This is a genomic window from Natronorubrum amylolyticum, from assembly GCF_052040145.1.
GTDB lineage: Archaea > Halobacteriota > Halobacteria > Halobacteriales > Natrialbaceae > Natronorubrum.
Map to the genome: position 1 here is coordinate 257,738 of NZ_JBPPFW010000004.1, position 24,837 is coordinate 282,574.

The following is a 24,837-nucleotide window of genomic DNA, read 5'->3' on the forward strand; positions in this document are numbered from 1 at the left end:
GTTACTCGTCCTCGTCAGTTCCGCTGCCGTCGGTCGCGAGTTCGACCGCGTCGTCCTCGTCTTCCGCGCCCGTCACCGAGTTCGCGAGACGGCGCTGGAAGCCGTGGTACTTCGCGACGCCCGTGGCGTCTTCCTGGTCGATCTTGCCGACCGTCTCCGTGTCGAAGGAGGCGTGCTCGGCGGAGTAGGCGGCGTACTTGCTGTCGCGACCCACCGCGCGAGCCTGACCGCCCTCGAAACGGATCGTGACCGTGCCGGTGACGCGCTGTTGGGTCTCGTCGATGAAGGCCTCGAGCGCCTTCACGAGCGGTGCGTCGATCAGGCCCTCGTAGCCCTTCTTCGACCAGCGCTGGTCGATCAGCTGCTTGAACTCGCGTTCTTCCTGCGTGAGGACGAGGCCCTCGAGGGCTTCGTGTGCGTTGAGCAGCGTCGTCGCGGCCGGGTGCTCGTAGTTTTCGCGGACCTTCAGGCCGAGCATGCGGTCTTCCATCGAGTCGGTGCGGCCGACGCCGTACGCGCCCGCCACGCCGTTTAAGTGCTCGATGAGCTCGATCGGGTCGTACTCGACGCCGTCGACGGCGACGGGGTAGCCCTTCTCGAAGGTGATTTCGATCTCCTGGGTCTCGCCGGTCGGTGCCTGCGTCCAGTTGTAGATCTCCTCCCCGGGGACGTAGCTGGGGTCCTCGAGTTCGGAGCCTTCGACGGAGCGACTCCAGAGGTTGGTGTCGACCGACCACTTGCCGCCGTCGCCGCCCTCGACGGGCAGGTCCTTCTCCGCGGCGTACTCGTTCTCCCACTCGCGCGTGAGCCCGAGTTCGCGCACGGGCGCGATGACCTCAAGGTCCGAGTCGCGCCAGACGGCTTCGAAACGGAGCTGGTCGTTCCCCTTGCCCGTACAGCCGTGGGCGATGCCGGTACAGCCCTGTTCCTCCGCGACCTCGAGAATCGCCTTCGCGATCACGGGGCGGGCGAGTGCCGTGCCGAGCGGGTAGCCCTGATACGTCGCGTTCGCGCGAACGCTGTCGAGACAGAGCTGTGCAAATTCCTCCTTCGCGTCGACGACGTAGTGTTCGAGACCGAGCGCTTCTGCGGTTTCTTCAGCTTCCTCGAATTCGGAAGCCGGCTGACCGACGTCGACCGTGACGCCGATAACGTCGTCGTATCCGTATTCTTCCTCGAGCAGCGGGACACAGACGGTCGTGTCCAACCCACCCGAGAACGCGAGTGCAACGCGTGTCATATCGTACTCGAGGAAAACGGCAGGAGCGACTTAAGCACATTGATTTAGCACGCGTAAATTAACGATAGAGCGTCTGCTAACCGAAAATTCTAGGTTTACTAGAGTGGTGAACGATGGAACAAACTGGGGTCGAATGGTGAAGTAATAGTCGGGCTCAAAGGCCCGGCCGCCGCCGTCGCGGTCGCCGCGGCGAGACGGTCCCGTCGGTACCGAACGCGGCGAGCGTGGTACCGACGGTGAGACTCATTGGTGGCTCGTAGAGCGCCACCGGTATTAAATCCTGCTGAATAGCAAGTATTGCGGCTTTCTAACCCGCAGCGAGCGATGCGAACGATAACACGTCACGAGAGTTCAATCGGTAGCAGTAAGTCGAAACCGACCGACAGTGGTGATCGCGGACGCGGCGATAGCAACTACTCCTCGTCCTCGTCGGGAAGCGACAGCACGTTCTCCCGGCCGATTCGGAACACCTCAATCTCGTCGTCCTCCCGCAGGCTGCCGACGACCTGGCTCGTCTTGGCCTCCGTCCAGTCCAGTTCCGCGACGACCTCCTGCTGTTTGATCCGACCGCCGCGCTCCTCGAGCAGCCGCAGGACGCGTTCCTCGTTGCTGAGGAGTTCGGGTGGCGGTCCCGCCGCGTTGCCGGACGCGGGCGCCTCGTTGGACGGCGGCGGCGCGGCGACGTCACCGCCGGGAGCCGGTTTGTCGTCCCGACCGTGTCTGAGCCACCAGCCGATCACCGCTCCGGTCGCGAGCAGGCCGAGCGCGGCCAGTACGGCGAGCCAGGTCGTCGGCAGCCCGTCGTCGGGTTCGGTCGCCTCCGCAGCCGAATCCCCGTTCTCGATGAAGACGACTCGCGGCTGATCGTCGTTGAACTCGGTCCCGCCACCGTCCCAGTAGACCGCGTTCGGCTCCGTACTGTCGGCCGTCGGCTCGTGCTCGTGGACCGCGTAGCCCTCGGGGCCGGTGATCTGTAGCGTCGTGCCCTCAATGAGCGTAAAGCCCGAGAGCGCGTCGCCCGCGGTGATTTCGGTCAACTCGACGTAGGCGAACGACGACCACTCGAACGTGAACTGGACGTGACCGATATCCCGTGGCGCGGGGCTCTCGTCGGTCGAGACGGTGGCGTTCGAGATGTTCATCTCCCGTCCAGTCTCGTTCTGTCCCTCGGCACGAATGCTGTCCCAGCCCTCCATCTCCGCTTCGGTGAACGCCTCGGGGTCCGAATCGATCTGTTCGCGTAGCTCTTCCCAGTCCTCCTCGGTGTTGTTCTCGTTCTCGAGGAAATACCGATAGTCGACCTCGAACGTCGCCGATCCGTTCTCGAGGAGAGAGACGTCGATGTGCACCTCGTCCGCCTCGTCGAGTTCTTCGCGCTCGACCGGCTCCTCGTCCTCCTGAACCGTCGCTCCTGTGGCTCCAGCGTCGGCGACCGCACCGACCGACGCAACCGGCAGCAACGCGACCGCACACCCGACGACCACGAGCACCCAGAGCAGGGCCCAGAGCCCCTTCGAATCCATTACCATGAACTGTCGTAGCCGTCCAAATAGGTCTTTCCGACGACGACAGCGATGTATTTTTGAAACGTTCGTCCGTAGCAGAATGTATGCACGGAACTCGTGGCAAACTCGAGGTCGAAACGCTTCTGAAAATCGTCCTCGTACTGGTCGCCATCCTGCTGGTCATCAACATTCTAAGCTCGATCATCAGCGGGCTCCTCGGGCTTCTCCAGCCGCTGCTCATGATCGCCATCCTGCTCGTGATCGGTCTCTGGCTGCTTGACCGCATCTAGCGAAACGCCACACTGATAGGGTGCTCACCCCTACGAGCGCCGTAGTGTACAGCGTCAACGTCCCGGTCCCCGGACGCGTCCGAACGATCGCCAACGAGCTCTACCCGGAACTCGTCGGCTTCGACAACGTCCGCGAGGACCACTCCTGTCTGCTCAAACGCCTCGGCGACGCCGACCACGTCGCCCAGTTACAACACCGCGCCCACCGCGCGCTCGAGGGGAGTCCCGCCGTCGAAGCCCGAATTACGGGTATCGACTACTTCGAGGATCCGCCGCTCGGCTCCGCTCCTGTAGTCTATCTCGCCGTCGAGAGCCCCGGCCTCGAGTCGATCCACGCGACCCTCACCGAGACCTTCGACACTGTCGACGGCCTCGAGGGGGCCGACTACGTTCCCCACGTCACGCTGGCCCGCGGTGGCGACCTCGAGACCGCAAAACGCCTCGCCGAACGGGAGATCGAGCCGATCCGGTGGACCGTCAGCGAACTCGAGTTCTGGGACGGCACGTACAAGTTGCCGGTGAGCCGCGTCTCGCTGCCGGCTTGATCGAACTCGCCAGCAGTCCGACGCGGACTCAGCGCCGGAATCGAACCGTGAGTCGTCCGGGAGCTATTACTCGGTCGTCTCGGTACCTCGAGCTATGTACCGACGGGCAGTTCTCGCGGGGTCGACGGCGGTGGTACTGGCGGGCTGTAGCGACGTTACCGGCCTGATCGACGACGGCTACGTCGACGACACCCTCCGGGACGAAGAACCGGCAGAGTTCAGCGCCGACGCCGGCGACGATCTCGCCGTCGCGGTCGACGTCCAGCAAGTCGACGAGGGGAGCGCAGTCAGCGTGCAGGTCGCCGAGGTCGGCGAGGGCCCCCTCGACGCGCGATCGATCGAAGAGAGCGACAGCTACGACGTGACGATCGAATCCGACGGCGCCCACGTCGTCACGGTGACGAACGGCGTCGCCGACGTGACGGTCGAACCGGTCGAGTGAGACGGGTGCGTGGTTCTCGAGGCAGGAGCTACGGCACGGGCGTTTCGCCGTCGTAGGCGTCGTAATTCCCTTACACGTTGGCTCTATCGCGGCTCACATCTGACTCAGAAAGCGGAAGATCAACTTCTATCGTCTCGTACCAGACGGTCGGGCGCTTTCGTCGTCCATCTTGCTCGAGTTCGATCAAGTGGAGGTCCGCCAGTTCCTCGAGGTTCGTGTGGACCTGTCGGACGTCTCGATCGACGAGACGTGCCGTCTCTCGAATACTTTCGGGCTCGAACTGGGCGATCGTCCGAAGTAACTCGAGGTTCTTCGGTCGCGTAACGCGATGGATGTCGTCGGGGTCATCGAAGACGACCTCGAAGTGAGGGGTGGTCGTTTCATCTCGATCAAGGTCACTAAGAGCGTCTCTAAGCCCGTCTTCGTCGCCCTGTTGAAAGCGGACGTACATCGTTCGGTCGCCGTCGGTGGAGTTACCAGTGTTCGCCATAATCACGTACCTCGTTTTGAAATCGTTCGAATAGCGGTTCGAGACCCACAAATTCGACATCTTCGACCGTTCCATCGGACTGATGTTTGTGATGGGGAGCCGCGTCCGGATGATCCGGAAAGTTATCGTATCGAACGATCGTCTCACCGTCAGCCGTTCCGTACTGCATTGACTACTTTAGGCCGTCGGGATATCTTTCCGACTCCGGAACATCCCACGCTCGGACTTCGGCATACGTTTCGCCGAAGTCCTTTGTGACCCGAATCACCGGTGAAGCATCGTCATCAGCGCTCCCGCCCATCGTTCGTTGTTACTTCCTCCAACAGAATAGTTGTTGTGGTCACCCACAACGACAGGCTACGAAGACTACGGCGCGGGCGTCTTGCCGCCGTAGGCGTCGAAATCGCCGTAGAAGTTGAGCATCGCAAACTTGAGCTTCTCGGGTGCGATGTCGATCAGTTCCTCGCGTTCTTCGTGCGGGAAGGTGCTGTTGACGCTGTACCTGCCGAGATCCGACTTGGCCGACCGCGAGTAGCGCCGGTCGAGCAAGGCGCGGACGCCGACGTCCTCGGGCGACCGGATGACCCGGCCAAGCGCCTGTCTGGTCTTGCGAACCGTCGGAATCTCGACGGCGTAGCGCCAGCCCGTCTCGGTTCCCTCGAAGGCCGCGTCGTAGGCCTCCTGGACCGCCTCCGCACGGTCGTCCAGGTGGGGGTAGGGAACGCCGACGACGAGAACCGTGTGGGCGTCGTCACCGTCGAAACTGACCCCCTCCGCGAGGGTGCCCCACAGCGACGTACACAGCACCGCGCCGTCGTCCGCGACGAACTGCTGGCGTAGCTCTTCGACCGACGTCCCCGGTTCGTCGAGGTAGACCGTTTTCTCGGAGCGCTCGTCGACTCGCTCCGCGTACCGACTCGCCTCGCCGTAGTTGGGGAAGAACGCGAGCGTGTTGCCGGGGGTCATCCGAACGGTGTCGTGAATCGTCTCGGCGACCTCCTCCTGGACGGCGGGGTCGTCTCGGTCCGACGAGAAGAGCGCCGGCGTCTCGACGGCGTACGTTCGCCGCCGGTCCTCGGGGAACTGGAGCCCGTAGGCCATCGTCACCGGATCCTCGAGTCCCAGCACGCTCTCGGTGACGTCGAACGGCTGGAGCGTCGCACTCATCAACACGGTCGCGTACACCTCGTCGAACAGCCGGCCGGTCACCTGCCGCGGCAGACAGGAGTACAGTTCCGCGCGGCCGTAGACCTCGTCCGTGCCACCGTCACGGGTGACGGCGACGACGGGGTAGAGCCCCTCCTTCGAGCCCTCGTTCATCCACGCACTGACGAACGCGGCGGCCTGTAAGGTCTGACACTCCGTCCGGGTGGCCGTCTCGCCCTCGCGGTAGGCCTCCTCGTACTGCTCGTCCAACTCCTGGCCGAGTTTCATCGCGGCCTCGAGATCATCCTGAATCCCTCGACCCGAGTAGCGCTGGAGGAACTCGAGCGTGAGGTCGTCCTTCCGGTTCTCGTTCGCGATAGAGACGTCCGTCCAGTTCTCGTCGATCGCCTCGCGGTCGCCGAAGCCGAAGGAGTCCTCGTAGGTCTCGACGAGCGCGCGGTGGAACGCCGAGAGGGCGTTCGCGGCGTCCTCCGAGCGCGGGTCGTCGGCGTCGGCCAACTCGTCGAGCGCGGAGTCGAAGGTCCGTTCGGAACACGTTCGCGTGGCGTGCTCGCGGGCGGCGTCCTCGACGTTGTGGGCCTCGTCGAAGACGGCGATGACGTCCTCGGGCTCTCGGCCCAGCCAGCGGAAGAACTGCTCTCGGATCGTGGAATCGAGCAGGTGGTGGTAGTTACAGACGACCAGATCGACGCCCTCGATCCCCTCCTTGAGCAGTTCGTAGCCGCAAAACTCCTGATTTTCCGCGTGCTCGTAGATTTCGTCGGGGGTGCGGACGTCCTCGAAGAGCCACGCGAAGAAGTCGTCCGTATCCTCGGTCAGGTTGTTCCGGTAGTACTCACAGACGTTCTGCTCTTCGAGGTCCTCGAGTCGGTCCTCGAGGTTCTCGAGTTCGTCCATGACGGCGCTGCGAGCGTCCGCCGCGCCGCCGTCGCCCTCCTGGCTCTCGGACAGGAGTTCGCGCTGGCGACGCTCGAGTTGTCGCTTGTCGCGTTCGGTGTCGACGACCGCGCGGGTGTTGTCCCGCAGGGCCTGACACTCCTCGTAGCCGACGTCGATGTGACACATCGACGACTTTCCCTTGAAGACGACCGCGCGGATGTCCTCTTCGCGGGTGATCGCCCGGGCCTCGGCGACGAACTGGCGCATCTGCTGGTGGACGTTGGTCGTGATGACGACCGTCTTGTCGTGCTCGCGGGCCACCTCGAGGGCGGGGACGAGCGACGAGAGCGTCTTGCCGGTCCCGCAAGCGCCCTCGAAGAGGACGTCCTGGCCTCGCTGCAGCGAGTTGTGGATGCGGTCCATCGCCTCGCGCTGATTCTCGTACGGCTGTTCGTACGGGAAAAAGCGCATGTACCCGGCTGTTTCGGACACGGTGGATAATTGGTTCCCACTGCGATAAAAGCGTTCGTCTCGGTTCGACCCACGCACGTAAACGCGACTCGGCGGGAACGGTGATTGGTGGTCGGCCGTCCGGCAAATTGCGTAACCGCCGGCCGGCGAACGCACGCTACAGGGCCATATGTCTCTGGGCCGTCGCTACGAGTATGGCCATTCCCGGGTACGATTCCAGCAACGTCGCAGAGTTCACACTCGAGCACGCGGGCGCCCGCGTCGCCGTCGTCGCGGGCGTCGTCCCCGACGAGTTCGGCCTCGAGAAGAGCGGCCGCGATCCGCCGGTTGACGCGCTCGCGGATCCCGTCGAACTCGTCGCTCTCGAAGATCTGAAGGCCGTCGAAGCGGTCCGAATCGCGCTCGTCTACGACCCCTCGAAACTGCCGCCGGGCGCGAGTCCGACCGACGTCGCCGTCGCCGTCGACGGCGAGGACGGCTGGGAGGCCCTCGAGTCGACCGTCGATCTCGAGGAGACGACGGTGACGGCGACCCTGAACGACCGACCGCCGGGATCGACGGTCGTGGCGGGCTACGACGACAGCGACGACGGCGGCGGGGTACAGTAGCGTACGTAGCGTATCGAATGGAAGCCCAGTTCGCTCGGTGACCCTCACGACGAAAAGAACGTGACCCCGCAGTCCGTACCACCAGTATGATCGCGATTTTCTCGGATACGCACAGCGCCAGTGGACACGAACTCGAGGGCGCGGCCCTGCGAGCGGCCCGCGAGGCCGACGTCGTGATCCACGCCGGCGATTTCACGAGCGAGACCGCACTCGAGGCGTTCCAGAGGGAGTGCGAGGTGTTCTTTCCCGTCCACGGCAACGCCGACAGCGCGGCCGTCCGCGAGCGGTTGCCGACGGCCCGCGTCGTCGAAGCGGCCGGCGTCCGATTCGCCGTAACCCACCGACGAGACGGCGGGCAGACGGGACTGGCGATGTTCGGTCGCTCGCGAGACGCTGACGTCGTCGTCTCGGGCCACAGCCACCGACCGACGGTCGTCGAAACCGAGGACGTCCTCCTGTTGAATCCCGGCAGCCACGCCGATCCGCGCGGGAATCGGCCGGGGTTCGCCGTGCTCGAGCCGCGAACGGACGGCAGGGTAAGCGAACAGAACGAAACGGAGCCCGAACTGGGTGAGGAGGCGGAGGACGGACGAAACGCGTTCGAAGGCGAGATCCGCGAACCCGACGGGACGGTCGTGACGTCGTTCGAGCTGACGGTGCCGAGAGCAGACGCTCTGCAGGAATAATCGGCGGGAGCGTATCGGCGTACGGAAACCGTTGCGTCAGGGGAACCAGGCGTCAGCGGGGTGTCGCGGTACCGAGAACACGCTCGGTGTGCGAGTGAAGCGGGAACGCTCGGGCCGGACGTCCCCGACCCGAAAATCGCCCGTTCGGTCCGACTGGCGGTCGGACGTCGACGGAGGCTGCTGTGAGGGTGATCGAACGGACGGGTGGTCTCGACCACGAGGGTGGAGGGCCAGCGATCGAGACGCATCGATAGCTACGCGAGCCGAAAGCATATACCCAGCGTAAGGTGAAAATACGGTTTTAGTTACTGTACGAGCGGGCTACGGGCCGTCGTACGACCAGCCGTCTACCGTTCTGTGATCGAAACGTGGCAACTCGAGAATACGTGAACGAGGTCGAAACGGTTTTGCACTCCGACACGGTAACGCTCTCGTATGCTGGGCTTCCTCCCCGACGATCCCGTTATCATCGTGATCGTGTTGATCCTCCTGTCGCTGGTCTTCTTCTCGTATCTGCTCCTGCGCAAGACCATCCTCGAGTTCCGCGAAGGAATGGGTCGCTGATCGGGGGTTTCAGACCGCGTCGAACGTATTTCTGACGGTCTCCAGTGCCGTCTCGATGCTCTCCCGCGAGGCGTCTCGATGGGTGCAAAACCGGATCGTCGTCGGCCCGAACGGCGACGCCAGTACATTTCGTTCCTCGAGTCGTGCAAGTACCGTCTCCGTCTCGAGACCCGTCCCCGCAACGTCCACGAGCACGATGTTCGTCTCCGGTTCTTGCACGTCGAATCCCGCGATGTTGGCCAGTCCGTCGGCCAGCAATCGGGCGTGTTCGTGGTCGGTCTCGAGGTCGGCGACGTTCTCGAGCGCCTGCAGGCCGGGCGCGGCGATGATCCCGGCCTGGCGCATCCCGCCGCCGAGCAGTTTGCGGGTGCGTCGGGCCCGCTCGACGAATTCCTCGCTGCCCGCCAGCATCGAGCCGACGGGTGCGCCGAGCCCCTTCGAAAGGCAAAACATGACCGAGTCGACGGGGTCGGTGAGTTGGCTGGCAGGGACATTCAGCGCCGTCGCGGCGTTGAACAGTCGCGCCCCATCGAGGTGGACCGGAACGTCTCGCTCGCGGGCCGCGTCGGCCGCCGCTGCGAGACGCTCGGGTGCGATGGCGAGTCCGCCTCGAGCGTTGTGCGTGTTCTCGAGACAAACGAGGCCGGTGCCGGGCCGGTGGAGGTCTTCCGCGACGTACTCGTCTGCGATCTGGGCGGGTGAGGGCACGCCGCGGTCCGTCTCGAGCATCCTGACCTGCAGTTCGGCGTGCTGGGCGAACCCGCCGAGTTCGTACTTCACGACGTGGCTCTTGCGGTCCGCGAGCACCTCCTGTCCGCGGTCGGTGTGGACCCGCGCCGCGATCTGGTTGCCCATCGTCCCCGAGGGAACGTACAGGGCGGCCTCCATCCCCACCGCCTCGGCGGCGCGGGCCTCGAGTTCGTTCACCGTCGGATCCTCGCCGTAGACGTCGTCGCCAACGTCGGCACTGTGGGCCGCTTCCCGCATCACATCGTCCGGTTTCGTCACCGTATCCGAGCGCAGATCGATCATGACTCGAGGTGCGCAGTGCGGGCAGAAATAGTCGACGGCATGTCGGCTCCGCGAGGTGTCGAACACATCGAAACCCCAACGTTTTCTACGGTCTCGAACGGCATCCATCGTATGGGCGAATCACCCGGTCCCGGCACCCACCTCGTTTCGGCGCTCCGGCTCGCGGCGTTCGGGCTGCTCGCGCTCGGCTTTTCCGGCTGGGTGCTCGACGACGGCGGCGAGGTGAGCCTCGAGTCCCCGTTCACGCTCGCGTTCGGCGCCGGCGTCGCCTGCGCGTTGGCGTCGATCTACCTCGGAATCTTTCTGGCGAACCGAGACTGAGTTTCGTACCATTTCGATTCGAAAACGGTATCCCGGCGTCGGGAGACGTCTGGCACATGGACCCGCGTATCCGCGAACACGCCGAAATCATTGCGAACCACTCGGTCGATCTGCAGGACGGAGACAACGTCGTCGTCGACGCCCACCCCGTCGCCGAGGACCTGGTCGTCGCCCTCCACGAGGTGATCGGCGACGCCGGCGCGAACCCGATGACGGTCAGCCAGCGAACGGGTGCCCGCCAGCGACGCGCCTTTTTGCGGGCCGGCGATAACGAGTACGACACCCCCGAGCACGAACTCGCGCTCATCCAGAACACGGACGTCTACATCGCGATTCGGGCCGGCGACAACGTCACCCAGACCGCGGACGTCGATCCCGAGAGCAGCGCGGCCTACCAGCAGGCCCACCGGCCGATCTTAGAGGAACGGCTCTCGACGCGCTGGTGTCTCACGCAGTACCCCGCGCCGGCGAACGCCCAGCTCGCGGAGATGAGCACCGAGGGCTACGAGGGCTTCGTCTGGGACGCCGTCAACAAGGACTGGGACGAGCAGCGCGAGCACCAGGCGAACATGGTCGAGCTCATGGATCCCGCCTCGGAGATTCGCATCAAGAGCGGCGAAACGACCGACGTCACGATGTCGATCGACGGCAACCCGACGCTCAACGACTACGGCGAGCACAACCTGCCGGGCGGCGAGGTCTTCACCGCCCCCCAGCCCGACAGCGTCGAGGGCGAGGTGCTGTTCGACATGCCACTCTACCATCAGGGCCGCGAGATCACGGATGTCTACCTCGAGTTCGAAGGCGGCGAAGTGGTCGACCACTCGGCGGCGAAGAACGAGGAGGTCCTGACCGAAGTGCTCAACACGGACGACGGCGCTCGCCGACTGGGCGAACTCGGCATCGGGATGAACCGCGACATCGACCGGTTCACCTACAACATGCTGTTCGACGAGAAGATGGGCGATACGGTCCACATGGCCGTCGGTCGCGCCTACGACGACACCGTCGGCGAGGAGAACGAGGCCAACGATTCCGCGGTCCACGTGGACATGATCGTCGACATGAGCGAGGATTCGCTCATCGAGGTCGATGGCGAGATCGTCCAGCGCGATGGGACGTTCCGGTTCGAGGACAGCGAGATCTGAGCGTCGCGAAGATCTCGGATTGAAACGGCGAGCGACGCGAGCCGTAGAGACGGATTCGAGGAGTAACGTCCGCGACGAACGGCAGTAAGTCGCGCTTGCGTGAGTAACGGTTACTCGAGTCGAACCCACGAGGTACCGACAGTTGGCGGACAGTAAGCGGGTTTATATTTCGGGCCCCGCTATCGGCGAGTATGACAGTCCTCGTCGCCTACGACGGCTCGGAACCGGCACAAAAGGCAGTACGACGCGCGTTCGACGAGTACCCCGACGAGGAGATCGTCCTCTTTCGCGTCGTCGAGGTCGCGGACAGCTACACGGAGGCAACGATCAAAGCCGTCCACGACTTGCTTCGCGAGCGACGGGAGACGACCATCGAGAAACTGGAGGAGGAACTTCCGGAGTTCGTCGACGACGCCGACGTCGACTACCGAACGGAGGTCGCGACCGGCAACCCCGCTCGAGAGATCGTCAGCTACGCCGAGGCGAACGATATCGACCACATCATCATCGGCAACCACGGCCGATCCGGCGCGTCTCGAGCGCTGTTGGGCAGCGTGGCCGAGCAGGTCGTCCGTCGGGCCCCGATGTCGGTGACGGTCGTTCGGTGATCGATTCTACGAGGATGTGAGCGTGTCTACAAACTGTCGTTTGCATCCTCGAGAAACACAACCTCGCCAACCTGCCCTTCCGGCTGGTACTCACAGCGGTAGGTCGCCATCTCGGGGGTCGCTTCGAACGCGAGCGTCTCGCGCTCACCGACGGTCTCGTTGCCGTCGGTCGAGTAGCCGTCGACGACCTCGCGGTCGTCGTCCCAGAACGCGATGTTGTGGTGGACGCCGTCCATGTTCTCCCAGGTGAGTTCGTACTCCCGGCCCGCCTCGAGCACGAGCGTCGGGTTCTCGACGCGGTCGACGGCGGCCGGTTCGACGCCGACCCAGCCGCCGACGTGGCCGTCGAACTGAATTTCCTCGACGTCCCGCCACGCGTCCGGATCGGTATCGCCCTCGACGAACTCCGCTTCGTCGACGACGGGGTCGGGTTCGTCGTCCCCGTCATCGTCACTCGAGTCCTGCCCCAGACAGCCGGCGATGGAGACCGTTGCAAGGGTCCCGGCCACTCCCGAGAGGAGCGTCCGGCGGTCCGTACTGTAGGGAGTCATTGTCGGTACTACGCGTGTGAACGGAATAAGTCGCAGTTCACTCGAGGCGAACGGTCGCCGCGAGGAGACAGACGGTCACAGCCGAAGTCCGTGAGTTCAGTCGACCAGATTCGCGACCATCTCGGAGACGAACTCGAGTTCGTCCTCGTTGACGCCGTGGCCCATCCCCTCGTAGAGCCGTTTCGTGACGTCGGCGTTCATCGCCGCGAGCACGTCGGCCGTCTCGTGGACCCGCTCCTCCGGAATGTGGGGATCGACGTCGCTACAACCGAGGAATGCGGAGGTTCCCTCGAGATCTGCGCCCTCGGTCGCGTAGTCGTCGGGATCGATCGATTCGCCGATGAGACCGCCGCTCAAGGCTGCGAGCCCGCCGTAGCGTCGCGGGTTTCGAGCGACGAACTCGCTGGCGAGACAGGCCCCCTGCGAGAAGCCGACGAACATGACGCGCTCGGCGGGAATGCCGGCCTCGTTCGCCTGCTCGATCGCCTCCGAGATGGCTCGCAGCCCCGAGGTTCGTCCGGGCTCGTTCCGCTCGACCGGGGCGAGAAACGAGTTCGGGTACCAGGTGTTACGCGCGGCCTGCGGCGCGAGGAGTGCGACGCCGTCTCGGTGGACCTCCTCGCCCATCTGGACGATGCTCCGGGCCGTTGCGCCCCGGCCGTGGGTGAGTACGACCGCGGCGGAAGCGTTCTCGAGGGCCGTCCCGCCGGTGACGAGTGGCTGACCCTGATGCGGGCCGTCGACGTCGTACTCGGCGGCCATCAGAGACCACCGGTGCCGGCACTGGCGTCGGGAAGGTCGTGCTCGACGACCTCGAGGCCGAGCGCCTCGATCGCGCCGCGGAGGTGTTCGTCCTTGGCGTAGTCGGCACCGTCGTTCTCCCGGAGCTCCTGTGCCTTCGCCAGGATCTCGCCGCGGCGATCGTTGGGGATCTCGTACTTGTCGGCCGAGAGTTCGATGACGAGGCCGTTGTTGTCCGTGGTGTAGATCGAGTGGAAGATGCCGCGGTCGAAGACGTTGTAGCGGTGGCCGGCGTCCTCGAGCGCCTGCATCGTCTCCTCGTACTCGTCGGGGTCGACGCTGAAACAGAGGTGGTGGACGGCGCCGACGCCGCCGCGCTGGCCCTGCCGGTTCGACGGGCGGTCGTCGCTGACGAAGAAGGTGAGGATGCGACCGTCACCCGTGTCGAAGAACAGGTGGGTCTGGGAGAGGTCGTCGAGGTTGGGCTGGCGGAGGACGAGGGGCATCCCGAGGAGGTCGCGGTAGAACTCGACGGTATCGGCCTCGTTGCTCCCCCAGATGGTGACGTGATCGGTGCCCGTCATGTGGACGGGGCTGTCGGGTAGCTCGGACGTGACTGGGTTCTGGGTCTCGTTAGACATGTGGTGTGAATACGTTCGGAGGGTTATTCAGCGAGCTGTTCGCCGAAGACACGCGCCGCGTCGGCGGGGACGTCGAAGTCGTGGTAGTGTTCGCCCTTGACGCTCGAGAGGATGTTGAGTGCTGCGGCGGCGCCGTCGCCGACCGCAATGGCGGCCTGCCACTCCTCCGGCCGAACCATCGCACCCGTTGCGTAGAGACCCGACACGCTCGTTTCCATCTCGACGCCGACGTCGACGACGTCCGCGTCGGTGAACTCGCAGCCGGCCCCTTCGGCGAGGTCGCGGTTGGCACCCGTCGCGAGGACGACGTAGTCGGCTTCGTAGTGACCGTCGTCGGTTTCGACCGCGAAGCCGTCGTCAGTCTCGGTGACCGAAGTCACGGGTTCGTCCTGATGGCGATCGGCACCGAAGTCGTCGACCTGCTGGCGTGCGGTCGCCAAAAACTCGCTGCCGCCGACCGAGCCGATACCAAGATAGTTGAACAGGTGAGCCTTGTGCATCCACGTCTCGTCCGCATCGAACACCGTGGTCTCGAGGCCGTTCTTCGCCGTAAACAGCGCTGCGCTCAGTCCGGCGGCACCGCCGCCGACGATGATTACCGACCCGTCAGTTCCGCTGTCGTCTCCGGTCGTTTCGTTGCTCATCTAGTTACACAATGTTACTGCACGGCTATGAACCCAGTAGAGACGTGAAAGCAACCACGTAACACTCGTGTTAGTGGAGTTTTTGAGCGACACGACCCGCACAAGACTGCGGTCGGCAGTGCGTAGGGGTAGCTTACCACACGATACGCGGGAGAAGAACGGTCTTGAGCCGACGATCTATCCCCTGCGCACGCAGGCTCAACCCCTTCACGTAGTACTGGCCTACCGAGATAGTTACAGGAGCGAATCACTGGACGGGGACGAACTCGTGCGTCGCATTCGGGTTCGACGGTCACCGTCCACGTGCTGGCCCGGTGACGGCTCGCTCGAGGGCCACAGCACCACCGAACCCCCCAACGGAGCCATCCATGAAAACCAGCCTCGAGGTGGAGTACTGGGTCATCGACAACGACGGCGACCTGGTCCCACCCGAATCACTGCTCGACGTCTCAGAACAGATCGACCCCGAGTTCGTCGAGCCGATGCTCGAGATCAAGACCACCCCGTGTCAGTCGATGGCCGAACTCCGCGCGGAGTTCCGCAGCCTCATCGGTACCACCGTCGACGCGGCACGCGAACAGGACAAACGGCTCGTTCCGCTGTCGACGCCGCTGCACGCCGGTCCGGAAGAGGTTCCCTACCGCGACAAACAGGGGACCGACCTCCAGCGCCGGATCGTCGGCCCGGCGTTCGAGGACGCCCGCGTCTGTGCCGGCACGCACATCCACTTCGAACAGTCGAACGTCGTCGACCAGCTGAACACGCTGACGGCGCTCGATCCCGCCTTCGCGCTCGTCAACAGTTCCTCGCACTACCGCGGCGAACGCCTCCTCGAGTGTGCGCGCCCGTTCCTCTACCGACGCTCGTGTTACGAGGCCTGTCCCGAACAGGGCCAGCTCTGGCCCTACGTCGACAGCGTCGAGGAGTGGGAGGCCAACCTCGAGGACGCCTACGACTGCTTCCGCGAACGCGCACTCGAGCGCGATGTCGATCCGGCCGACTTCGACGACGAGTTCGATCCCTACGATGCAGTCTGGACGCCCGTCCGACTGCGCAAGGCGATGCCGACCGTCGAGTGGCGCTCGCCCGACACCGCACTCCCGAGCCAGATCCTCCACCTCGCCGAGGAGGTCCGCTCGATCGTCACGTACGCCGACGCCCGCGGGACCACCGTCGGCGGCGGCCCGGACGTTGGGGGTGAGGTACCCCTCCCCAAGTTCGAGACCGTCCAGGAAATCACCGACGCCGCGATCTACGACGGTCTGAGTGACTCGAGCGTCCGTGCCTACCTACAGCAACTCGGATTCGCGCCGTCGACGTACGATCCGCTCGCGAAGCGACTGCCCGACTCGCGGCTCACGAAGCGCCGAGCGAAACGGCTTCGGCTGGAAGCGGCGAGAAGGCTCGAGGCTGACCTCGCGACCCAGCCCGCTCGAGCCTGAATCCGTCTTTCACTTTGCTGGGAGCCGATCCGAGCAGGAAAAATACTGAATAGCGCCTGCTGTCTCAACCGACCCTCACCTACGATGGGTTACGACGGGGCCTTTTGTACGGCGTCCGTCCTCGTGTTCGGCCAATAGTCTGAGATGAGGTTTTAGCTCGTCAAAACAGGGTCCCTGTGCGACGAGATTGAGATCTAAATCCCACCCGATGAATCCGTACTCTGCCAATTTAGGAAGGTGGATATGGTGCATACTGACCGAATATTCATCCACTTTTGGAATCGTTCGAGAACTGGACAGATGTCTCCGAAGTAGGTTTTCGTCCGCTTCTGCAACCTCTCGAGAAATGCCAGACGGTTCTGGGACGTGTTGAGTGCTGGTAAGTAGCTCTACTAGTAACTGTCGTCGGTGGCTGGCCGCCAATGCGTCAAATACGTCGTCATGATTGACCATTCCATATCCCTCGACTTTAGCTATAGCCCCTCATAATGTTAAATACGCCTCATTTTCACAGTCCACTGCTATTTTGATTAACTGGGTGACTAAGCGTGCCCCGTTCAGTTCACCGGGCGAGTGATCGGGAACCGACCGTCAGTGCAGCCGATCGAGCCACCGCCGGCCGGTCCGGAGATCGGTCGGAATCTCGTCGCCGAATTCACACCGCGTGCGCTCCGTCTCGCAAGGGTTGCCCATCCCGACCTCGATCACCGGCGAGCCACCCTCGAAGATCGCCGTGCTCGCAGTCGTCAACTGGCCGAACGCGTGCGGTTCGTCCGTCTCGGGCTCCGGATGGCGACAGATCGAGTCGTCGCCGGGGCCGTTCGCGTGATCCTGCGCGAACGTCCACAGGTCGTCGCGGTCGAGTCGGTCCGCGCTCTCGAGCAACTCGAGCGACCGTTCGCGTCGCTCCGTCGAACTCTCCGTCTGCGTGGACTCTCCGTCCACGAAGTGGTTCGTTCTGGTCACGACGGGATCGTCGTCGACGACGATCCGCTCAGCCACCGGATCAACCTCGAGCAAGGCGGCGTCGGTCGCGTCCGCGAGAAACAGCGTCTGGCCACAGAGGTGACGCGTCGGGTGGGACTCGAGCAAGTCTCGAGCCTCGTCGATGGTGGCACACTCCTCTAAGATCATCCGGATGACGGTGCCGTTTCGGAGCTGATCCTCTGGTTCGATATCGTCGCGCTTGCTGTCGATGAACGTGTTAGCCGCGACCAGCCCCTGATCGTTGACCCCTTTGAAGATCGAAATCGTGCCGCAGGTGTCGACCGTCAGGAAGCCGTAGTAGTCGTCGATCGGCGGCTGCTCGATGATCGACTTCGGGCGCGTTCCCCGACCCGCGATATCGCGGTTTTTGAGCACGAGCGGCCCGGAATCGCTGGCACACGGGTCGGCGGATGTCTCGGCGCTACCGGCGTCGAATCCACCGTCCGATTCGACCTTCGGCGGGGCAACGAGCGCATTCGTACATCCCCTCGGATTCTTTTCGGAGCGTCCCGATCCATCAGCTAACTCCTCGCAGAGTTCCGCGTAGGCGAACACGTAGACGTCGTAGATCTCCGGATCGACATCGAACTCCTCGGCCATCGCCTCGTAGGCCCGCAGGTGGCGCCCGGGGAGGCTCTCATGACTCCGTCGGGCGTACTCGAGCAACGGCGCTAAGTTGACACCCTGCTCGTCGACGATCGACTCGAGTTCGTCGATCGCCCACTCGACGGCCTCGCGTTCGGTCTCGGCGCGGCGGCGTGCCTGCTCGGGAAAACTAGTAGACCCGGCGACGAGATCGGTGTAGGCGGTCGTGTCGACGGCTGTATCGTCCATGGAGGGACGTTGGACTCGAGGGGGTTGTATCGTCGGCCTGAAAAGGTATGCTGTGGAAGTTGACAACAGTCGACAGCTGACACTAGTGGAACACCTGTTCAGAAGTGGGCTATTGAGGCGCTGGCTGGTTCCGTGAGGTACCAAGTCGGTACAGTGCGATAACGACTGATTGGGCGAGCAAAATAAGAAGGATATGGATGACGAACACCGCCATAATGCTGAGGACGAATACGCTTACGGCAACTACAAGCGGTGATCGTCGATTGTGAGCCGAAGCTTCACGGTAGACGAAGCGCGCGATAACTGCTTGGATAATTACGTAGATCGGAGCCCCGATTCCGATTGCAACCATACATTCAGATGATTTGTTGGAGCGTATGAATCTTTGTATGCTTGCGTTCAGCTGTGTTCAATATGGTCAACGGCCGAATACTAGTTTCGAAAGGGTGTACGCACGTCGGCAGCGGGGATGGTGATCGTCGCGTGTCGCGATGATCGATTTGTGATTCCCCCCTATCCCCAATGTGATGCCGTCGACCGGCTCTGCCGACATATGCTATAACGGTGTCAATGATCATTACGTTACCGGAGCGAACAATGTTGGGAAGCGGGACGGATTTACATCTCACGTTCAGTCATCGCAGAATGAGGGGCGCGATTGGATTTGAACCACGATTTGAGAATCTGAACCAAAATTTCAGAACCGCAGCGTAATTCGCCGACTGCGTCGGCTCACCCACGACCGTTATCTGAAGTCGGCCTGAATTACTGTACGACGAGCCACGCGAGATGTCCATGGCGGAACTGGCATCGCTGCTCGATCTCTCGCCAACGGCAGTCGGCGGCCAACTCAGACGCGGCTCCGCTCGATTCATCGAGGACGTTCTTCTCGACGACGATCGGGAGTGACTCGACAGGACTGGGTTGTATGAGCGATCGCAGACGTTCGTAGTCATAAGATACCATAATAGTACTGATAATTCTTATACCATACGTCCCCATGCCGGGATTTTTATGCTATCGAGGGACAACCACACGATATGAGCTCGGACCGATCAAAGACCGACGACCCACATATCCCAGATTTCTACCTACCAGCAACAGCCCCGACAGCCAAACAGCTCGGTCGAATTGGGAAGACCCTCCCCTCGCTCTTTCGCCGCCGAGGCGGGATTCGAGCCGATCGGCGATCCGACCGAACGGATCGGTAACTGCCTGGGGCGATCAGCGGTACCGACGGCCAACAGTCCGTCTCAGACACTGTTTTCGGTACGTCGATCGGCAGCTCAAACGACGCCGTGAGCCACCATCGTGAGCGTCACTGCCGGGAACTGGCGTGATCGCGCTGGCCATCGCCTGCGGGCTGGCGATCGTCGCGCTCTGGGCATTTGCGACGGACCGATACATGCTCGTGGGGACGAGTTTTCTGTTCGTGAGCTTCAGTCTGTATTTCAGAGAAGCATGAACGTGGTCACGGATCGTCAGAAGAACTGGAAATGACCGTGAAATGTAATAAATTACTTGCGGTTGTCAGGCGAATACCCGTTCTGAGACCGAGGATGTACGAGACAATTCTCATTCCAACTGACGGGAGCACGCCGGCGCGGAAGGCTGTCGACCACGGCATCGAACTCGCTACCGCGTTCGATGCGACCGTCCACGCTCTCTACGTGATCGAGACCAAAGCCCACTACGTTTTCACAGCTGCGGGACACGATCCCGGGGAGATGGATGAGTACCGCACCTACGGCGAGGACCTCGTCAAACGCGTCGTCGACAAGGCCGTCGAGAAGGGGCTCGACGGCGAGGGAGCAGTAAGGACCGGTAGCGTCGCACAGGAGATCGTCAGCTATGCAGACGACAACGACATCGACGGTATCGTCATGGGTGCACAGGGACGGAGCGGGATCGACGACTATCTCGTCGGGAGTACGACCGAAAAAGTCGTTCGGACGGCGAACGTGCCGGTGACGACGACGCGTCACCGTGAAAACGAGCCGATCGAACGGTAATCGAACACAACGATCCGTTCCGTCGAACCGACACCCGCAAACCGGTTCGACGCGTCAGTACAGGCATGGGACGTTACTAGTCGTCTTCGGCGGCCCCACCCCGTTTGCTCCCGGTATCTCGAATGTTCGTTACCACGCCAGAACCGGATTTTTTGACGACGACATCTTGTTCGTCCTCGATCTCCTCGATCCACTCGGCGAACTCGTCGGATTCGAGCGTCCGATACTCCGTCGAGAGCCCCAGATAGAGGCTATAGCACAGGAAAACGAGGACAAGTACGAACGGGAGCCCGGCCGTGATCACCGCCGTCTGTAACGCACCGAGAACGCCACCGATCAGGAGCACGGATGCGACGATTCCCTCGGTGAGTGCCCAGGCGATCCGCTGTTTTCGGGGGGCGTCGTGTTTCCCGCCCGAGGACAGGTGCCCAAGGACCAGCGAACCGGAGTCAGACGACGTCACGAAGAACGTCGTTACCAGGATGATCGCCAGTGTGGAGAGGAGAATCGTAAACGGTAGCAGGGTAAACAGTTCGAACATAGCGACTTCCTCACCGGCGTCAAAGACCGTTTCCATAATGCCCTGCTCGGTGAACAGTTCGAAATGCAGTGCCGTGCCTCCGAAGACTGACATCCAGAAAAAAGAGAAGACTGCTGGGATAATCAGGACGCCGCCGATGAACTCACGGACAGTTCGGCCACGGGAAATGCGGGCGATAAACAGACCGACAAACGGCGACCACGCGATCCACCAGCCCCAGTAGAAGATGGTCCAGTCGTTCATCCAGCCCGCGTACGGAGCGTTATCGAAGCTATCAGACCACAGTGCCAGCTCAGGAAAGTTCGACAGATATGTTCCCAGCGCTTGGGGGAACAGTCCGAGGACGAACACTGTCGGCCCGACGAGCAGAACCGTAACCATGATTGCGAGCATCAGGCCGACGTTGAGAGTACTGAGTCGGCGAATGCCTTTGTCCAGTCCGGCGCCAACTGACACGAGTGCGATCGCCGTAATAACTGCGATGATACCGACTTGCATCCCCGTCCCCGTGGGGACTGCTGTCCCGACGACCTCGTTGCCCATAAACGAGAGCCCAGCCGAGATCTGGAGCGCGCCGAGCCCGAGCGATGTTGCGATCCCGAACAGCGTCGCGAAGACGGTCAGGATGTCGATTACGTGGCCCGGCCAACCGTAGATCCGATCGCCCAGAATCGGCCAGAACACCGACCGGAACGTCAGCGGGAGCCCACGGTTGAACGAGAAAAAGGCGAGACCGAGCCCGACCAGTCCGTAGATCGCCCACGGGTGAAATCCCCAGTGGAAGTAGGTGGTGGCCATGCCGACTTCGGCTCCAGCGGCCGTCTCGCCTTCAGCCCCGAACAACGGATCGGCGAAGTGAAACAGCGGTTCGCCGACGCTCCAGAACATGAGTCCGATCCCCATCCCTGCGCTAAACAGCATGGCGACCCATGAGAGATCGCTGAATTCCTTTTCCGCGCCGACGCCGCCGAGCCTAATCTTTCCAAACCTGCTGAGCGCAAAGAACAGTACCACGATAATAAACAGGTTTACTGCGAGAATGTAAAGCCAGCTAAAGTGTCCAACGATACCGCCCTGTATCCAGCCAAAGGCCCCCTCTGCAGAGGCAAACGTTTCGCCGAAGGCGTTTGCTATCAGCTCACCCGGGTAGAACAACGTCACCAGAACAAACGCGATGATGACGCCGATCGAGATGAAAAAGACGTGAGGCTGGACATCCAGCCCGGCCACCTCTATGTTCGTATCGCCCGGTTCCACCTCAGTATCCGCCTTGAACCAGCCATCAGTTAACCGATCGCCCCCTGGCTTGCTGTCATCTACCATATCTACCACCTCCGTCGACCCGTTCAGTGAATCGTCGTCTGATCATGGTCAGTGGTGTACGAACGGCCAGCCGTTCAACGCCATCAGACCTGCGTCTGTGTGTCCAACATACCACACGGGACGGACCCGACGGAGTTGCTTTATTGTTTCCCCGGAACGAAAATTCGAGTTGATTCATACTGGCCGTAATTGAAGACTCTTCCGCCGGACTGTTCGTATTATTCGTAGTAACACAGTTACCGGAAGGGAACCAGCCGATCCCGATCGCTATCCAGTAACCCGTATTCCGCGGATCGACCCACAGTGGGGACACACCGTCTTGTCACCGCGGATGTCGCCGCCACAGCGGCAACAGTGGCGCTCGCGATTGGTTTGAACCACGCCATCGGCTCGCTTCGCTCACGGTTTCACCGCTCGCATCGCGGTTCTCACTTCGTTCCGAACCGCGCACCGCTCGCCACCATCTGGTTCAAAGCCATCGCTATTCGTGATTTTCGATGAACGTACGTGAGGAGGAAATCACGGGCGCGATAGGATTTGAACCACGGTCGCAGCAAGCTGCTCCCTGATTCAAATCCCACGTGCCGGTTCACTCGTCGCTGCGCGACTCGTTGCACGGGCGCGATGGGATTTGAACCCACGACCGTCGGATTAGAAGTCCGACGCTCTTTCCGGACTGAGCTACGCGCCCTCGAGTACGAATCCACGACCAAATGGCATAAGCAGTGTGGATTTCGACTCCCCTCAACCGTGAAATCGATACAACGAGGTGACGAACGGCAGTCGGTTAGCCAGCCAGATCGCGATCGGAAGCCCGATGATCGTTACCGCCAGAAACGCGGCGAGGTTGGCCCAGAGAAAGCTGAGCCACCAGCCGACGAAGACGAAGTAGAGCGCTCGCACCACCAGCGAGTGCTGGCCGCGAGCCAGCTGGGGATTCGTAAACGACCGCGGTTCGGCCAGCGTTAGGACGGTCGGTACGAGGTTGATCACCTTGATTCCGATCGGTGCCAGCACGACGGTCACGTTCAGGAACCACGCGACGTTGACCACGATCGGCGTCGCCCACCAGCCGATGACCAGAAACCAGATCGCCCGTACGAGGAGGGATCGCTGCGTCACGGTCGTGAGTGGAGCGGACGAAGGGATAACCGCACCGATCGTCGCTCCCGGCGCAGCGACGAACTGGGTGCACATGGCAGCCGTCAATTTGGTGATGTACGTCCAATTGTGAGCGTGTAAACCGACGGGAGCGCAGGTAGAAGCGACGCTCGAGTGCGATAGTACGCTCGAAAAAGAGTGGGCGTCAGGCCAGACCGTCGAACAGCGTGCTTACGCGTCTTCGTCGTCGTCTTCGTCACCTAGGTCGTCGTCCTCGTCGTCGTCGAGGCCGTTTTCATCGTCCTCGTCGTCGTCGAGACCGTTTTCGTCGTCCTCATCGTCCTCGAGACCGTTCTCGTCGTCATCGAGACCGTTTTCGTCGTCCTCATCGTCATCGAGACCGTTCTCGTCGTCATCGAGACCGTTCTCGTCGTCATCGAGTCCGTTTTCGTCATCCTCGTCGTCGTCGAGGCCGTTTTCGTCGTCCTCGAGGCCGTTCTCGTCTTCGTCGTCGAACCCGTCGTCCATGTCGTCACCGTTCTCGGGGTCCGCTTCTTCGTCGTCGTCCGCACAGCCAGCCACGGCGGCGACTATACCGACGCCGAGTGCCTGTGTAAATCGTCGTCTGTCGAGGGTTGGTGCTTTCATAGCGCGCAGCTGGACCGATGCCCGACTGGCAAATAATGGGGAGAGTCCGTTGAGTAGGATGGTCTCGGATTCAAATGGATTGGCGATTTTTACCGTCTCGACAGGAGACGGTTGCAGCTATCGCCGCTGTTTCGAGTCGTACAACAGACCGAGGAACGAACGGTACGCCGAGAGTAACCGTGCGGTGATTCGCGGCGGAACCGGCCACAACGACTCGGTGGCGTCGCCTCGAGTCCTCGAGACGACACACCAGCGGGGCTCGGCGTTTCGGTAACTGCAACTGGGATCATCGGATAGGGTGACGCGGCGAGTCCCGCCGGCCGACGAACACAGCCCTTATGCGAGCCTCGCCTGTATCTCCCCTCGATGCACGTCATCGGAACGGTGGGACTCCCCGGCAGCGGGAAGGGTGAGGCCGCCACCGTCGCACGCGAGAACGGAATCCCGGTCGTGACGATGGGCGACGTCGTCCGCCAGGAGACCGCCGACCGCGGGCTCGACCCGACGAAAGATCACGGCAAGGTCGCCCAGGCGCTGCGCGACGAGAACGGACCGGCGGCGATCGCCGAACGCTCGCTGCCGATGATCGAGGACCGTCTCGAGGGTCACGACACCGTCCTCGTCGACGGCATTCGCTCCGGCACCGAGGTCGACGTCTTCGCGGAGCGCTTCGAGAGCGCCTTCACGCTGGTCAGTATCGAAGCGCCGTTCGAGGTCAGAGCCGAGCGAATCGACGACCGCGGCCGCGACGTCGGCGAGGACGAGGGCGGGGAGGGACTCGCCGCCCGCGACGAGCGCGAGCGCGGCTTCGGGATGGACGACGCGATGGAGCGAGCCGACGTCGTCGTCGAGAACACGGCCACGCTCGAGGCGTTCCACGAGCGAATCCAGTCGATCATCGAGCGAGGGACGACCGATTCCGAAGCGACTACGGGGAGCAACACGGAGGTTCACCAGCCATGACCGATATCTACCGCGTCGACGTCGAGATCACGGCGCCGGTCTACGACACCGAGGTTACCAGCCGCGTCGCCGACGCCGTCGCGAACATCTTCCCGAACGCCGACCTCGAGGAGGAGTTCGGCGAAATCAGGGCCGAAGCGCACGCGATGGACCACTTCTCGGAACTGCTCCACCGCCAGGAGATTCTGGACACCGCGCGCGGCGAGTTCTTCGCGAACCGGGAGGGCGACACCTTCAGCTTCGCGCTCAAGAAACAGGCGGCCTTCGAGGATCGCGTCAACTTCTCGGTGGGCGAACCCGACGAACTCGGCGAGATTGCCGTCCGGGTCCGGGTCGAAGCGCCGACGCTCGAGGAGTACGTCGACCACGTCGCGCCACCGACGGAAGACGGCCGGCCGATCGAGGACTGAGCG

Annotated in this window: 29 protein-coding genes and 1 tRNA gene; 14 read left to right on the forward strand and 16 right to left on the reverse strand. The window is 62.7% G+C overall.

Annotated elements, in window-relative coordinates; genetic code table 11:
• Position 1: 1 nt before the first annotated feature.
• The gene (locus tag ACSFDB_RS16830; RefSeq protein WP_440772072.1) at positions 2-1,240 is read right to left on the reverse strand and encodes an argininosuccinate synthase; all 1,239 of its coding nucleotides are present in this window, start codon (positions 1,238-1,240) and stop codon (positions 2-4) included.
• A gap of 413 nt (positions 1,241-1,653) precedes the next feature.
• Positions 1,654-2,763 (reverse strand): helix-turn-helix transcriptional regulator, encoded by a 1,110-nt coding sequence (locus ACSFDB_RS16835; protein ID WP_440772073.1) that lies wholly within the window; start codon positions 2,761-2,763, stop codon positions 1,654-1,656.
• Between the two features lie 86 nt (positions 2,764-2,849).
• Between ACSFDB_RS16835 and ACSFDB_RS16840 the strand changes: the two genes are divergently transcribed.
• The 3 genes from ACSFDB_RS16840 (at position 2,850) to ACSFDB_RS16850 (ending at position 4,022) form a co-directional block, all read left to right on the forward strand.
• Positions 2,850-3,035 carry a DUF7554 family protein gene (locus ACSFDB_RS16840; protein WP_440772074.1) on the forward strand — a complete coding sequence of 62 codons (186 nt, stop codon included), beginning with the start codon at positions 2,850-2,852 and terminating at the stop codon, positions 3,033-3,035.
• A 44-nt stretch (positions 3,036-3,079) separates the two neighbouring features.
• The gene (locus tag ACSFDB_RS16845; protein ID WP_440772075.1) at positions 3,080-3,580 is read left to right on the forward strand and encodes a 2'-5' RNA ligase family protein; all 501 of its coding nucleotides are present in this window, start codon (positions 3,080-3,082) and stop codon (positions 3,578-3,580) included.
• Between the two features lie 94 nt (positions 3,581-3,674).
• Positions 3,675-4,022 (forward strand): hypothetical protein, encoded by a 348-nt coding sequence (locus tag ACSFDB_RS16850; RefSeq protein ID WP_440772076.1) that lies wholly within the window; start codon positions 3,675-3,677, stop codon positions 4,020-4,022.
• 70 nt (positions 4,023-4,092) lie between these two features.
• On the opposite strand, the gene ACSFDB_RS16855 is transcribed toward ACSFDB_RS16850, so the two are convergent.
• From ACSFDB_RS16855 to ACSFDB_RS16865, 3 genes are all read right to left on the reverse strand, one after another.
• Positions 4,093-4,512, reverse strand: coding sequence for an HVO_A0114 family putative DNA-binding protein (locus ACSFDB_RS16855; protein WP_440772077.1), 420 nt, complete (start codon positions 4,510-4,512; stop codon positions 4,093-4,095).
• Positions 4,496-4,681, reverse strand: a complete 186-nt coding sequence (locus ACSFDB_RS16860; RefSeq protein WP_440772078.1) for a toxin-antitoxin system TumE family protein — start codon at positions 4,679-4,681, stop codon at positions 4,496-4,498. Before ACSFDB_RS16860 ends, ACSFDB_RS16855 begins: the two co-directional genes overlap by 17 nt.
• 197 nt (positions 4,682-4,878) lie before the next feature.
• Complete coding sequence (locus ACSFDB_RS16865) at positions 4,879-7,050, reverse strand: ATP-dependent DNA helicase (RefSeq protein ID WP_440772079.1); 2,172 nt, start codon at positions 7,048-7,050, stop codon at positions 4,879-4,881.
• A 173-nt stretch (positions 7,051-7,223) separates the two neighbouring features.
• Between ACSFDB_RS16865 and ACSFDB_RS16870 the strand changes: the two genes are divergently transcribed.
• From ACSFDB_RS16870 to ACSFDB_RS16880, 3 genes are all read left to right on the forward strand, one after another.
• The gene (locus tag ACSFDB_RS16870; protein WP_440772080.1) at positions 7,224-7,637 is read left to right on the forward strand and encodes a hypothetical protein; all 414 of its coding nucleotides are present in this window, start codon (positions 7,224-7,226) and stop codon (positions 7,635-7,637) included.
• An 86-nt stretch (positions 7,638-7,723) separates the two neighbouring features.
• On the forward strand, positions 7,724-8,323 hold the full coding sequence (locus ACSFDB_RS16875; RefSeq protein WP_440772081.1) for a metallophosphoesterase: 600 nt from the start codon (positions 7,724-7,726) through the stop codon (positions 8,321-8,323).
• 435 nt (positions 8,324-8,758) lie between these two features.
• On the forward strand, positions 8,759-8,887 hold the full coding sequence (locus ACSFDB_RS16880) for a DUF7859 family protein (protein WP_006092488.1): 129 nt from the start codon (positions 8,759-8,761) through the stop codon (positions 8,885-8,887).
• A 9-nt stretch (positions 8,888-8,896) separates the two neighbouring features.
• Here the strand turns inward: ACSFDB_RS16880 and ACSFDB_RS16885 are convergent, their stop codons facing one another.
• Positions 8,897-9,919, reverse strand: coding sequence for a threonine aldolase family protein (locus ACSFDB_RS16885; RefSeq protein ID WP_440772082.1), 1,023 nt, complete (start codon positions 9,917-9,919; stop codon positions 8,897-8,899).
• A gap of 111 nt (positions 9,920-10,030) precedes the next feature.
• On the opposite strand from ACSFDB_RS16885, the gene ACSFDB_RS16890 reads away from it, so the two are divergent.
• From ACSFDB_RS16890 to ACSFDB_RS16900, 3 genes are all read left to right on the forward strand, one after another.
• On the forward strand, positions 10,031-10,240 hold the full coding sequence (locus ACSFDB_RS16890; RefSeq protein WP_440772083.1) for a hypothetical protein: 210 nt from the start codon (positions 10,031-10,033) through the stop codon (positions 10,238-10,240).
• 56 nt (positions 10,241-10,296) lie between these two features.
• Positions 10,297-11,388 carry an aminopeptidase gene (locus tag ACSFDB_RS16895; protein WP_440772084.1) on the forward strand — a complete coding sequence of 364 codons (1,092 nt, stop codon included), beginning with the start codon at positions 10,297-10,299 and terminating at the stop codon, positions 11,386-11,388.
• Between the two features lie 191 nt (positions 11,389-11,579).
• On the forward strand, positions 11,580-11,996 hold the full coding sequence (locus ACSFDB_RS16900; RefSeq protein ID WP_440772085.1) for a universal stress protein: 417 nt from the start codon (positions 11,580-11,582) through the stop codon (positions 11,994-11,996).
• A 26-nt stretch (positions 11,997-12,022) separates the two neighbouring features.
• Here the strand turns inward: ACSFDB_RS16900 and ACSFDB_RS16905 are convergent, their stop codons facing one another.
• From ACSFDB_RS16905 to ACSFDB_RS16920, 4 genes are all read right to left on the reverse strand, one after another.
• Positions 12,023-12,547, reverse strand: a complete 525-nt coding sequence (locus ACSFDB_RS16905; protein WP_440772086.1) for a cupredoxin domain-containing protein — start codon at positions 12,545-12,547, stop codon at positions 12,023-12,025.
• 96 nt (positions 12,548-12,643) lie between these two features.
• A complete protein-coding gene (locus ACSFDB_RS16910) occupies positions 12,644-13,309 on the reverse strand; it encodes an alpha/beta hydrolase (RefSeq protein WP_440772087.1) in 666 nt (221 codons plus the stop codon).
• Positions 13,309-13,929 carry a VOC family protein gene (locus tag ACSFDB_RS16915; protein ID WP_440772088.1) on the reverse strand — a complete coding sequence of 207 codons (621 nt, stop codon included), beginning with the start codon at positions 13,927-13,929 and terminating at the stop codon, positions 13,309-13,311. The genes ACSFDB_RS16910 and ACSFDB_RS16915 overlap by 1 nt, the downstream gene beginning before the upstream one ends.
• 23 nt (positions 13,930-13,952) lie before the next feature.
• Complete coding sequence (locus tag ACSFDB_RS16920; protein ID WP_440772089.1) at positions 13,953-14,573, reverse strand: FAD-dependent oxidoreductase; 621 nt, start codon at positions 14,571-14,573, stop codon at positions 13,953-13,955.
• 368 nt (positions 14,574-14,941) lie between these two features.
• Here ACSFDB_RS16920 and ACSFDB_RS16925 point away from each other — a divergent pair, with 368 nt between their 5' ends.
• A complete protein-coding gene (locus ACSFDB_RS16925; RefSeq protein WP_440772090.1) occupies positions 14,942-16,015 on the forward strand; it encodes a glutamate--cysteine ligase family protein in 1,074 nt (357 codons plus the stop codon).
• Between the two features lie 75 nt (positions 16,016-16,090).
• Here ACSFDB_RS16925 and ACSFDB_RS16930 read toward each other — a convergent pair whose 3' ends face one another.
• Together ACSFDB_RS16930 and ACSFDB_RS16935 are read right to left on the reverse strand one after the other, a co-directional pair.
• Positions 16,091-16,468: a DUF7344 domain-containing protein gene (locus ACSFDB_RS16930; protein ID WP_440772091.1), complete on the reverse strand. Its 378-nt coding sequence runs from the start codon at positions 16,466-16,468 to the stop codon at positions 16,091-16,093.
• Positions 16,469-16,606: 138 nt separating this feature from the next.
• Positions 16,607-17,836 (reverse strand): C45 family autoproteolytic acyltransferase/hydrolase, encoded by a 1,230-nt coding sequence (locus tag ACSFDB_RS16935; RefSeq protein WP_440772092.1) that lies wholly within the window; start codon positions 17,834-17,836, stop codon positions 16,607-16,609.
• A 795-nt stretch (positions 17,837-18,631) separates the two neighbouring features.
• On the opposite strand from ACSFDB_RS16935, the gene ACSFDB_RS16940 reads away from it, so the two are divergent.
• Complete coding sequence (locus tag ACSFDB_RS16940; protein WP_440772093.1) at positions 18,632-18,745, forward strand: transcriptional regulator; 114 nt, start codon at positions 18,632-18,634, stop codon at positions 18,743-18,745.
• A 650-nt stretch (positions 18,746-19,395) separates the two neighbouring features.
• The gene (locus tag ACSFDB_RS16945; protein WP_440766746.1) at positions 19,396-19,848 is read left to right on the forward strand and encodes a universal stress protein; all 453 of its coding nucleotides are present in this window, start codon (positions 19,396-19,398) and stop codon (positions 19,846-19,848) included.
• Between the two features lie 76 nt (positions 19,849-19,924).
• Here ACSFDB_RS16945 and ACSFDB_RS16950 read toward each other — a convergent pair whose 3' ends face one another.
• The 4 genes from ACSFDB_RS16950 to ACSFDB_RS16965 form a co-directional block, all read right to left on the reverse strand.
• Positions 19,925-21,712: a BCCT family transporter gene (locus ACSFDB_RS16950; protein WP_440772094.1), complete on the reverse strand. Its 1,788-nt coding sequence runs from the start codon at positions 21,710-21,712 to the stop codon at positions 19,925-19,927.
• 616 nt (positions 21,713-22,328) lie between these two features.
• Positions 22,329-22,403, reverse strand: a tRNA-Arg gene (locus ACSFDB_RS16955).
• Between the two features lie 53 nt (positions 22,404-22,456).
• Positions 22,457-22,834 (reverse strand): YccF domain-containing protein, encoded by a 378-nt coding sequence (locus ACSFDB_RS16960; RefSeq protein ID WP_440772095.1) that lies wholly within the window; start codon positions 22,832-22,834, stop codon positions 22,457-22,459.
• A gap of 210 nt (positions 22,835-23,044) precedes the next feature.
• On the reverse strand, positions 23,045-23,461 hold the full coding sequence (locus tag ACSFDB_RS16965; RefSeq protein ID WP_440772096.1) for a hypothetical protein: 417 nt from the start codon (positions 23,459-23,461) through the stop codon (positions 23,045-23,047).
• A gap of 366 nt (positions 23,462-23,827) precedes the next feature.
• Between ACSFDB_RS16965 and ACSFDB_RS16970 the strand changes: the two genes are divergently transcribed.
• A complete protein-coding gene (locus ACSFDB_RS16970; RefSeq protein ID WP_440772097.1) occupies positions 23,828-24,424 on the forward strand; it encodes an AAA family ATPase in 597 nt (198 codons plus the stop codon).
• Positions 24,421-24,834 (forward strand): RNA-binding domain-containing protein, encoded by a 414-nt coding sequence (locus ACSFDB_RS16975; RefSeq protein WP_440772098.1) that lies wholly within the window; start codon positions 24,421-24,423, stop codon positions 24,832-24,834. The genes ACSFDB_RS16970 and ACSFDB_RS16975 overlap by 4 nt, the downstream gene beginning before the upstream one ends.
• Positions 24,835-24,837 lie beyond the last annotated feature (3 nt).

Coding starts and splice junctions, on each gene's coding strand:
- ACSFDB_RS16830 (WP_440772072.1), bottom strand. CDS start 1,240: ATGACACGCGTTGCACTCGCGTTCTCGGGTGGGTTGGACACGACCGTC.
- ACSFDB_RS16835 (WP_440772073.1), bottom strand. CDS start 2,763: ATGGATTCGAAGGGGCTCTGGGCCCTGCTCTGGGTGCTCGTGGTCGTC.
- ACSFDB_RS16840 (WP_440772074.1), top strand. CDS start 2,850: ATGCACGGAACTCGTGGCAAACTCGAGGTCGAAACGCTTCTGAAAATC.
- ACSFDB_RS16850 (WP_440772076.1), top strand. CDS start 3,675: ATGTACCGACGGGCAGTTCTCGCGGGGTCGACGGCGGTGGTACTGGCG.
- ACSFDB_RS16855 (WP_440772077.1), bottom strand. CDS start 4,512: ATGGCGAACACTGGTAACTCCACCGACGGCGACCGAACGATGTACGTC.
- ACSFDB_RS16860 (WP_440772078.1), bottom strand. CDS start 4,681: ATGCAGTACGGAACGGCTGACGGTGAGACGATCGTTCGATACGATAAC.
- ACSFDB_RS16870 (WP_440772080.1), top strand. CDS start 7,224: ATGGCCATTCCCGGGTACGATTCCAGCAACGTCGCAGAGTTCACACTC.
- ACSFDB_RS16875 (WP_440772081.1), top strand. CDS start 7,724: ATGATCGCGATTTTCTCGGATACGCACAGCGCCAGTGGACACGAACTC.
- ACSFDB_RS16880 (WP_006092488.1), top strand. CDS start 8,759: ATGCTGGGCTTCCTCCCCGACGATCCCGTTATCATCGTGATCGTGTTG.
- ACSFDB_RS16885 (WP_440772082.1), bottom strand. CDS start 9,919: ATGATCGATCTGCGCTCGGATACGGTGACGAAACCGGACGATGTGATG.
- ACSFDB_RS16890 (WP_440772083.1), top strand. CDS start 10,031: ATGGGCGAATCACCCGGTCCCGGCACCCACCTCGTTTCGGCGCTCCGG.
- ACSFDB_RS16895 (WP_440772084.1), top strand. CDS start 10,297: ATGGACCCGCGTATCCGCGAACACGCCGAAATCATTGCGAACCACTCG.
- ACSFDB_RS16900 (WP_440772085.1), top strand. CDS start 11,580: ATGACAGTCCTCGTCGCCTACGACGGCTCGGAACCGGCACAAAAGGCA.
- ACSFDB_RS16905 (WP_440772086.1), bottom strand. CDS start 12,547: ATGACTCCCTACAGTACGGACCGCCGGACGCTCCTCTCGGGAGTGGCC.
- ACSFDB_RS16910 (WP_440772087.1), bottom strand. CDS start 13,309: ATGGCCGCCGAGTACGACGTCGACGGCCCGCATCAGGGTCAGCCACTC.
- ACSFDB_RS16915 (WP_440772088.1), bottom strand. CDS start 13,929: ATGTCTAACGAGACCCAGAACCCAGTCACGTCCGAGCTACCCGACAGC.
- ACSFDB_RS16920 (WP_440772089.1), bottom strand. CDS start 14,573: ATGAGCAACGAAACGACCGGAGACGACAGCGGAACTGACGGGTCGGTA.
- ACSFDB_RS16925 (WP_440772090.1), top strand. CDS start 14,942: ATGAAAACCAGCCTCGAGGTGGAGTACTGGGTCATCGACAACGACGGC.
- ACSFDB_RS16930 (WP_440772091.1), bottom strand. CDS start 16,468: ATGGTCAATCATGACGACGTATTTGACGCATTGGCGGCCAGCCACCGA.
- ACSFDB_RS16935 (WP_440772092.1), bottom strand. CDS start 17,836: ATGGACGATACAGCCGTCGACACGACCGCCTACACCGATCTCGTCGCC.
- ACSFDB_RS16940 (WP_440772093.1), top strand. CDS start 18,632: ATGGCGGAACTGGCATCGCTGCTCGATCTCTCGCCAACGGCAGTCGGC.
- ACSFDB_RS16945 (WP_440766746.1), top strand. CDS start 19,396: ATGTACGAGACAATTCTCATTCCAACTGACGGGAGCACGCCGGCGCGG.
- ACSFDB_RS16950 (WP_440772094.1), bottom strand. CDS start 21,712: ATGGTAGATGACAGCAAGCCAGGGGGCGATCGGTTAACTGATGGCTGG.
- ACSFDB_RS16965 (WP_440772096.1), bottom strand. CDS start 23,461: ATGAAAGCACCAACCCTCGACAGACGACGATTTACACAGGCACTCGGC.
- ACSFDB_RS16970 (WP_440772097.1), top strand. CDS start 23,828: ATGCACGTCATCGGAACGGTGGGACTCCCCGGCAGCGGGAAGGGTGAG.
- ACSFDB_RS16975 (WP_440772098.1), top strand. CDS start 24,421: ATGACCGATATCTACCGCGTCGACGTCGAGATCACGGCGCCGGTCTAC.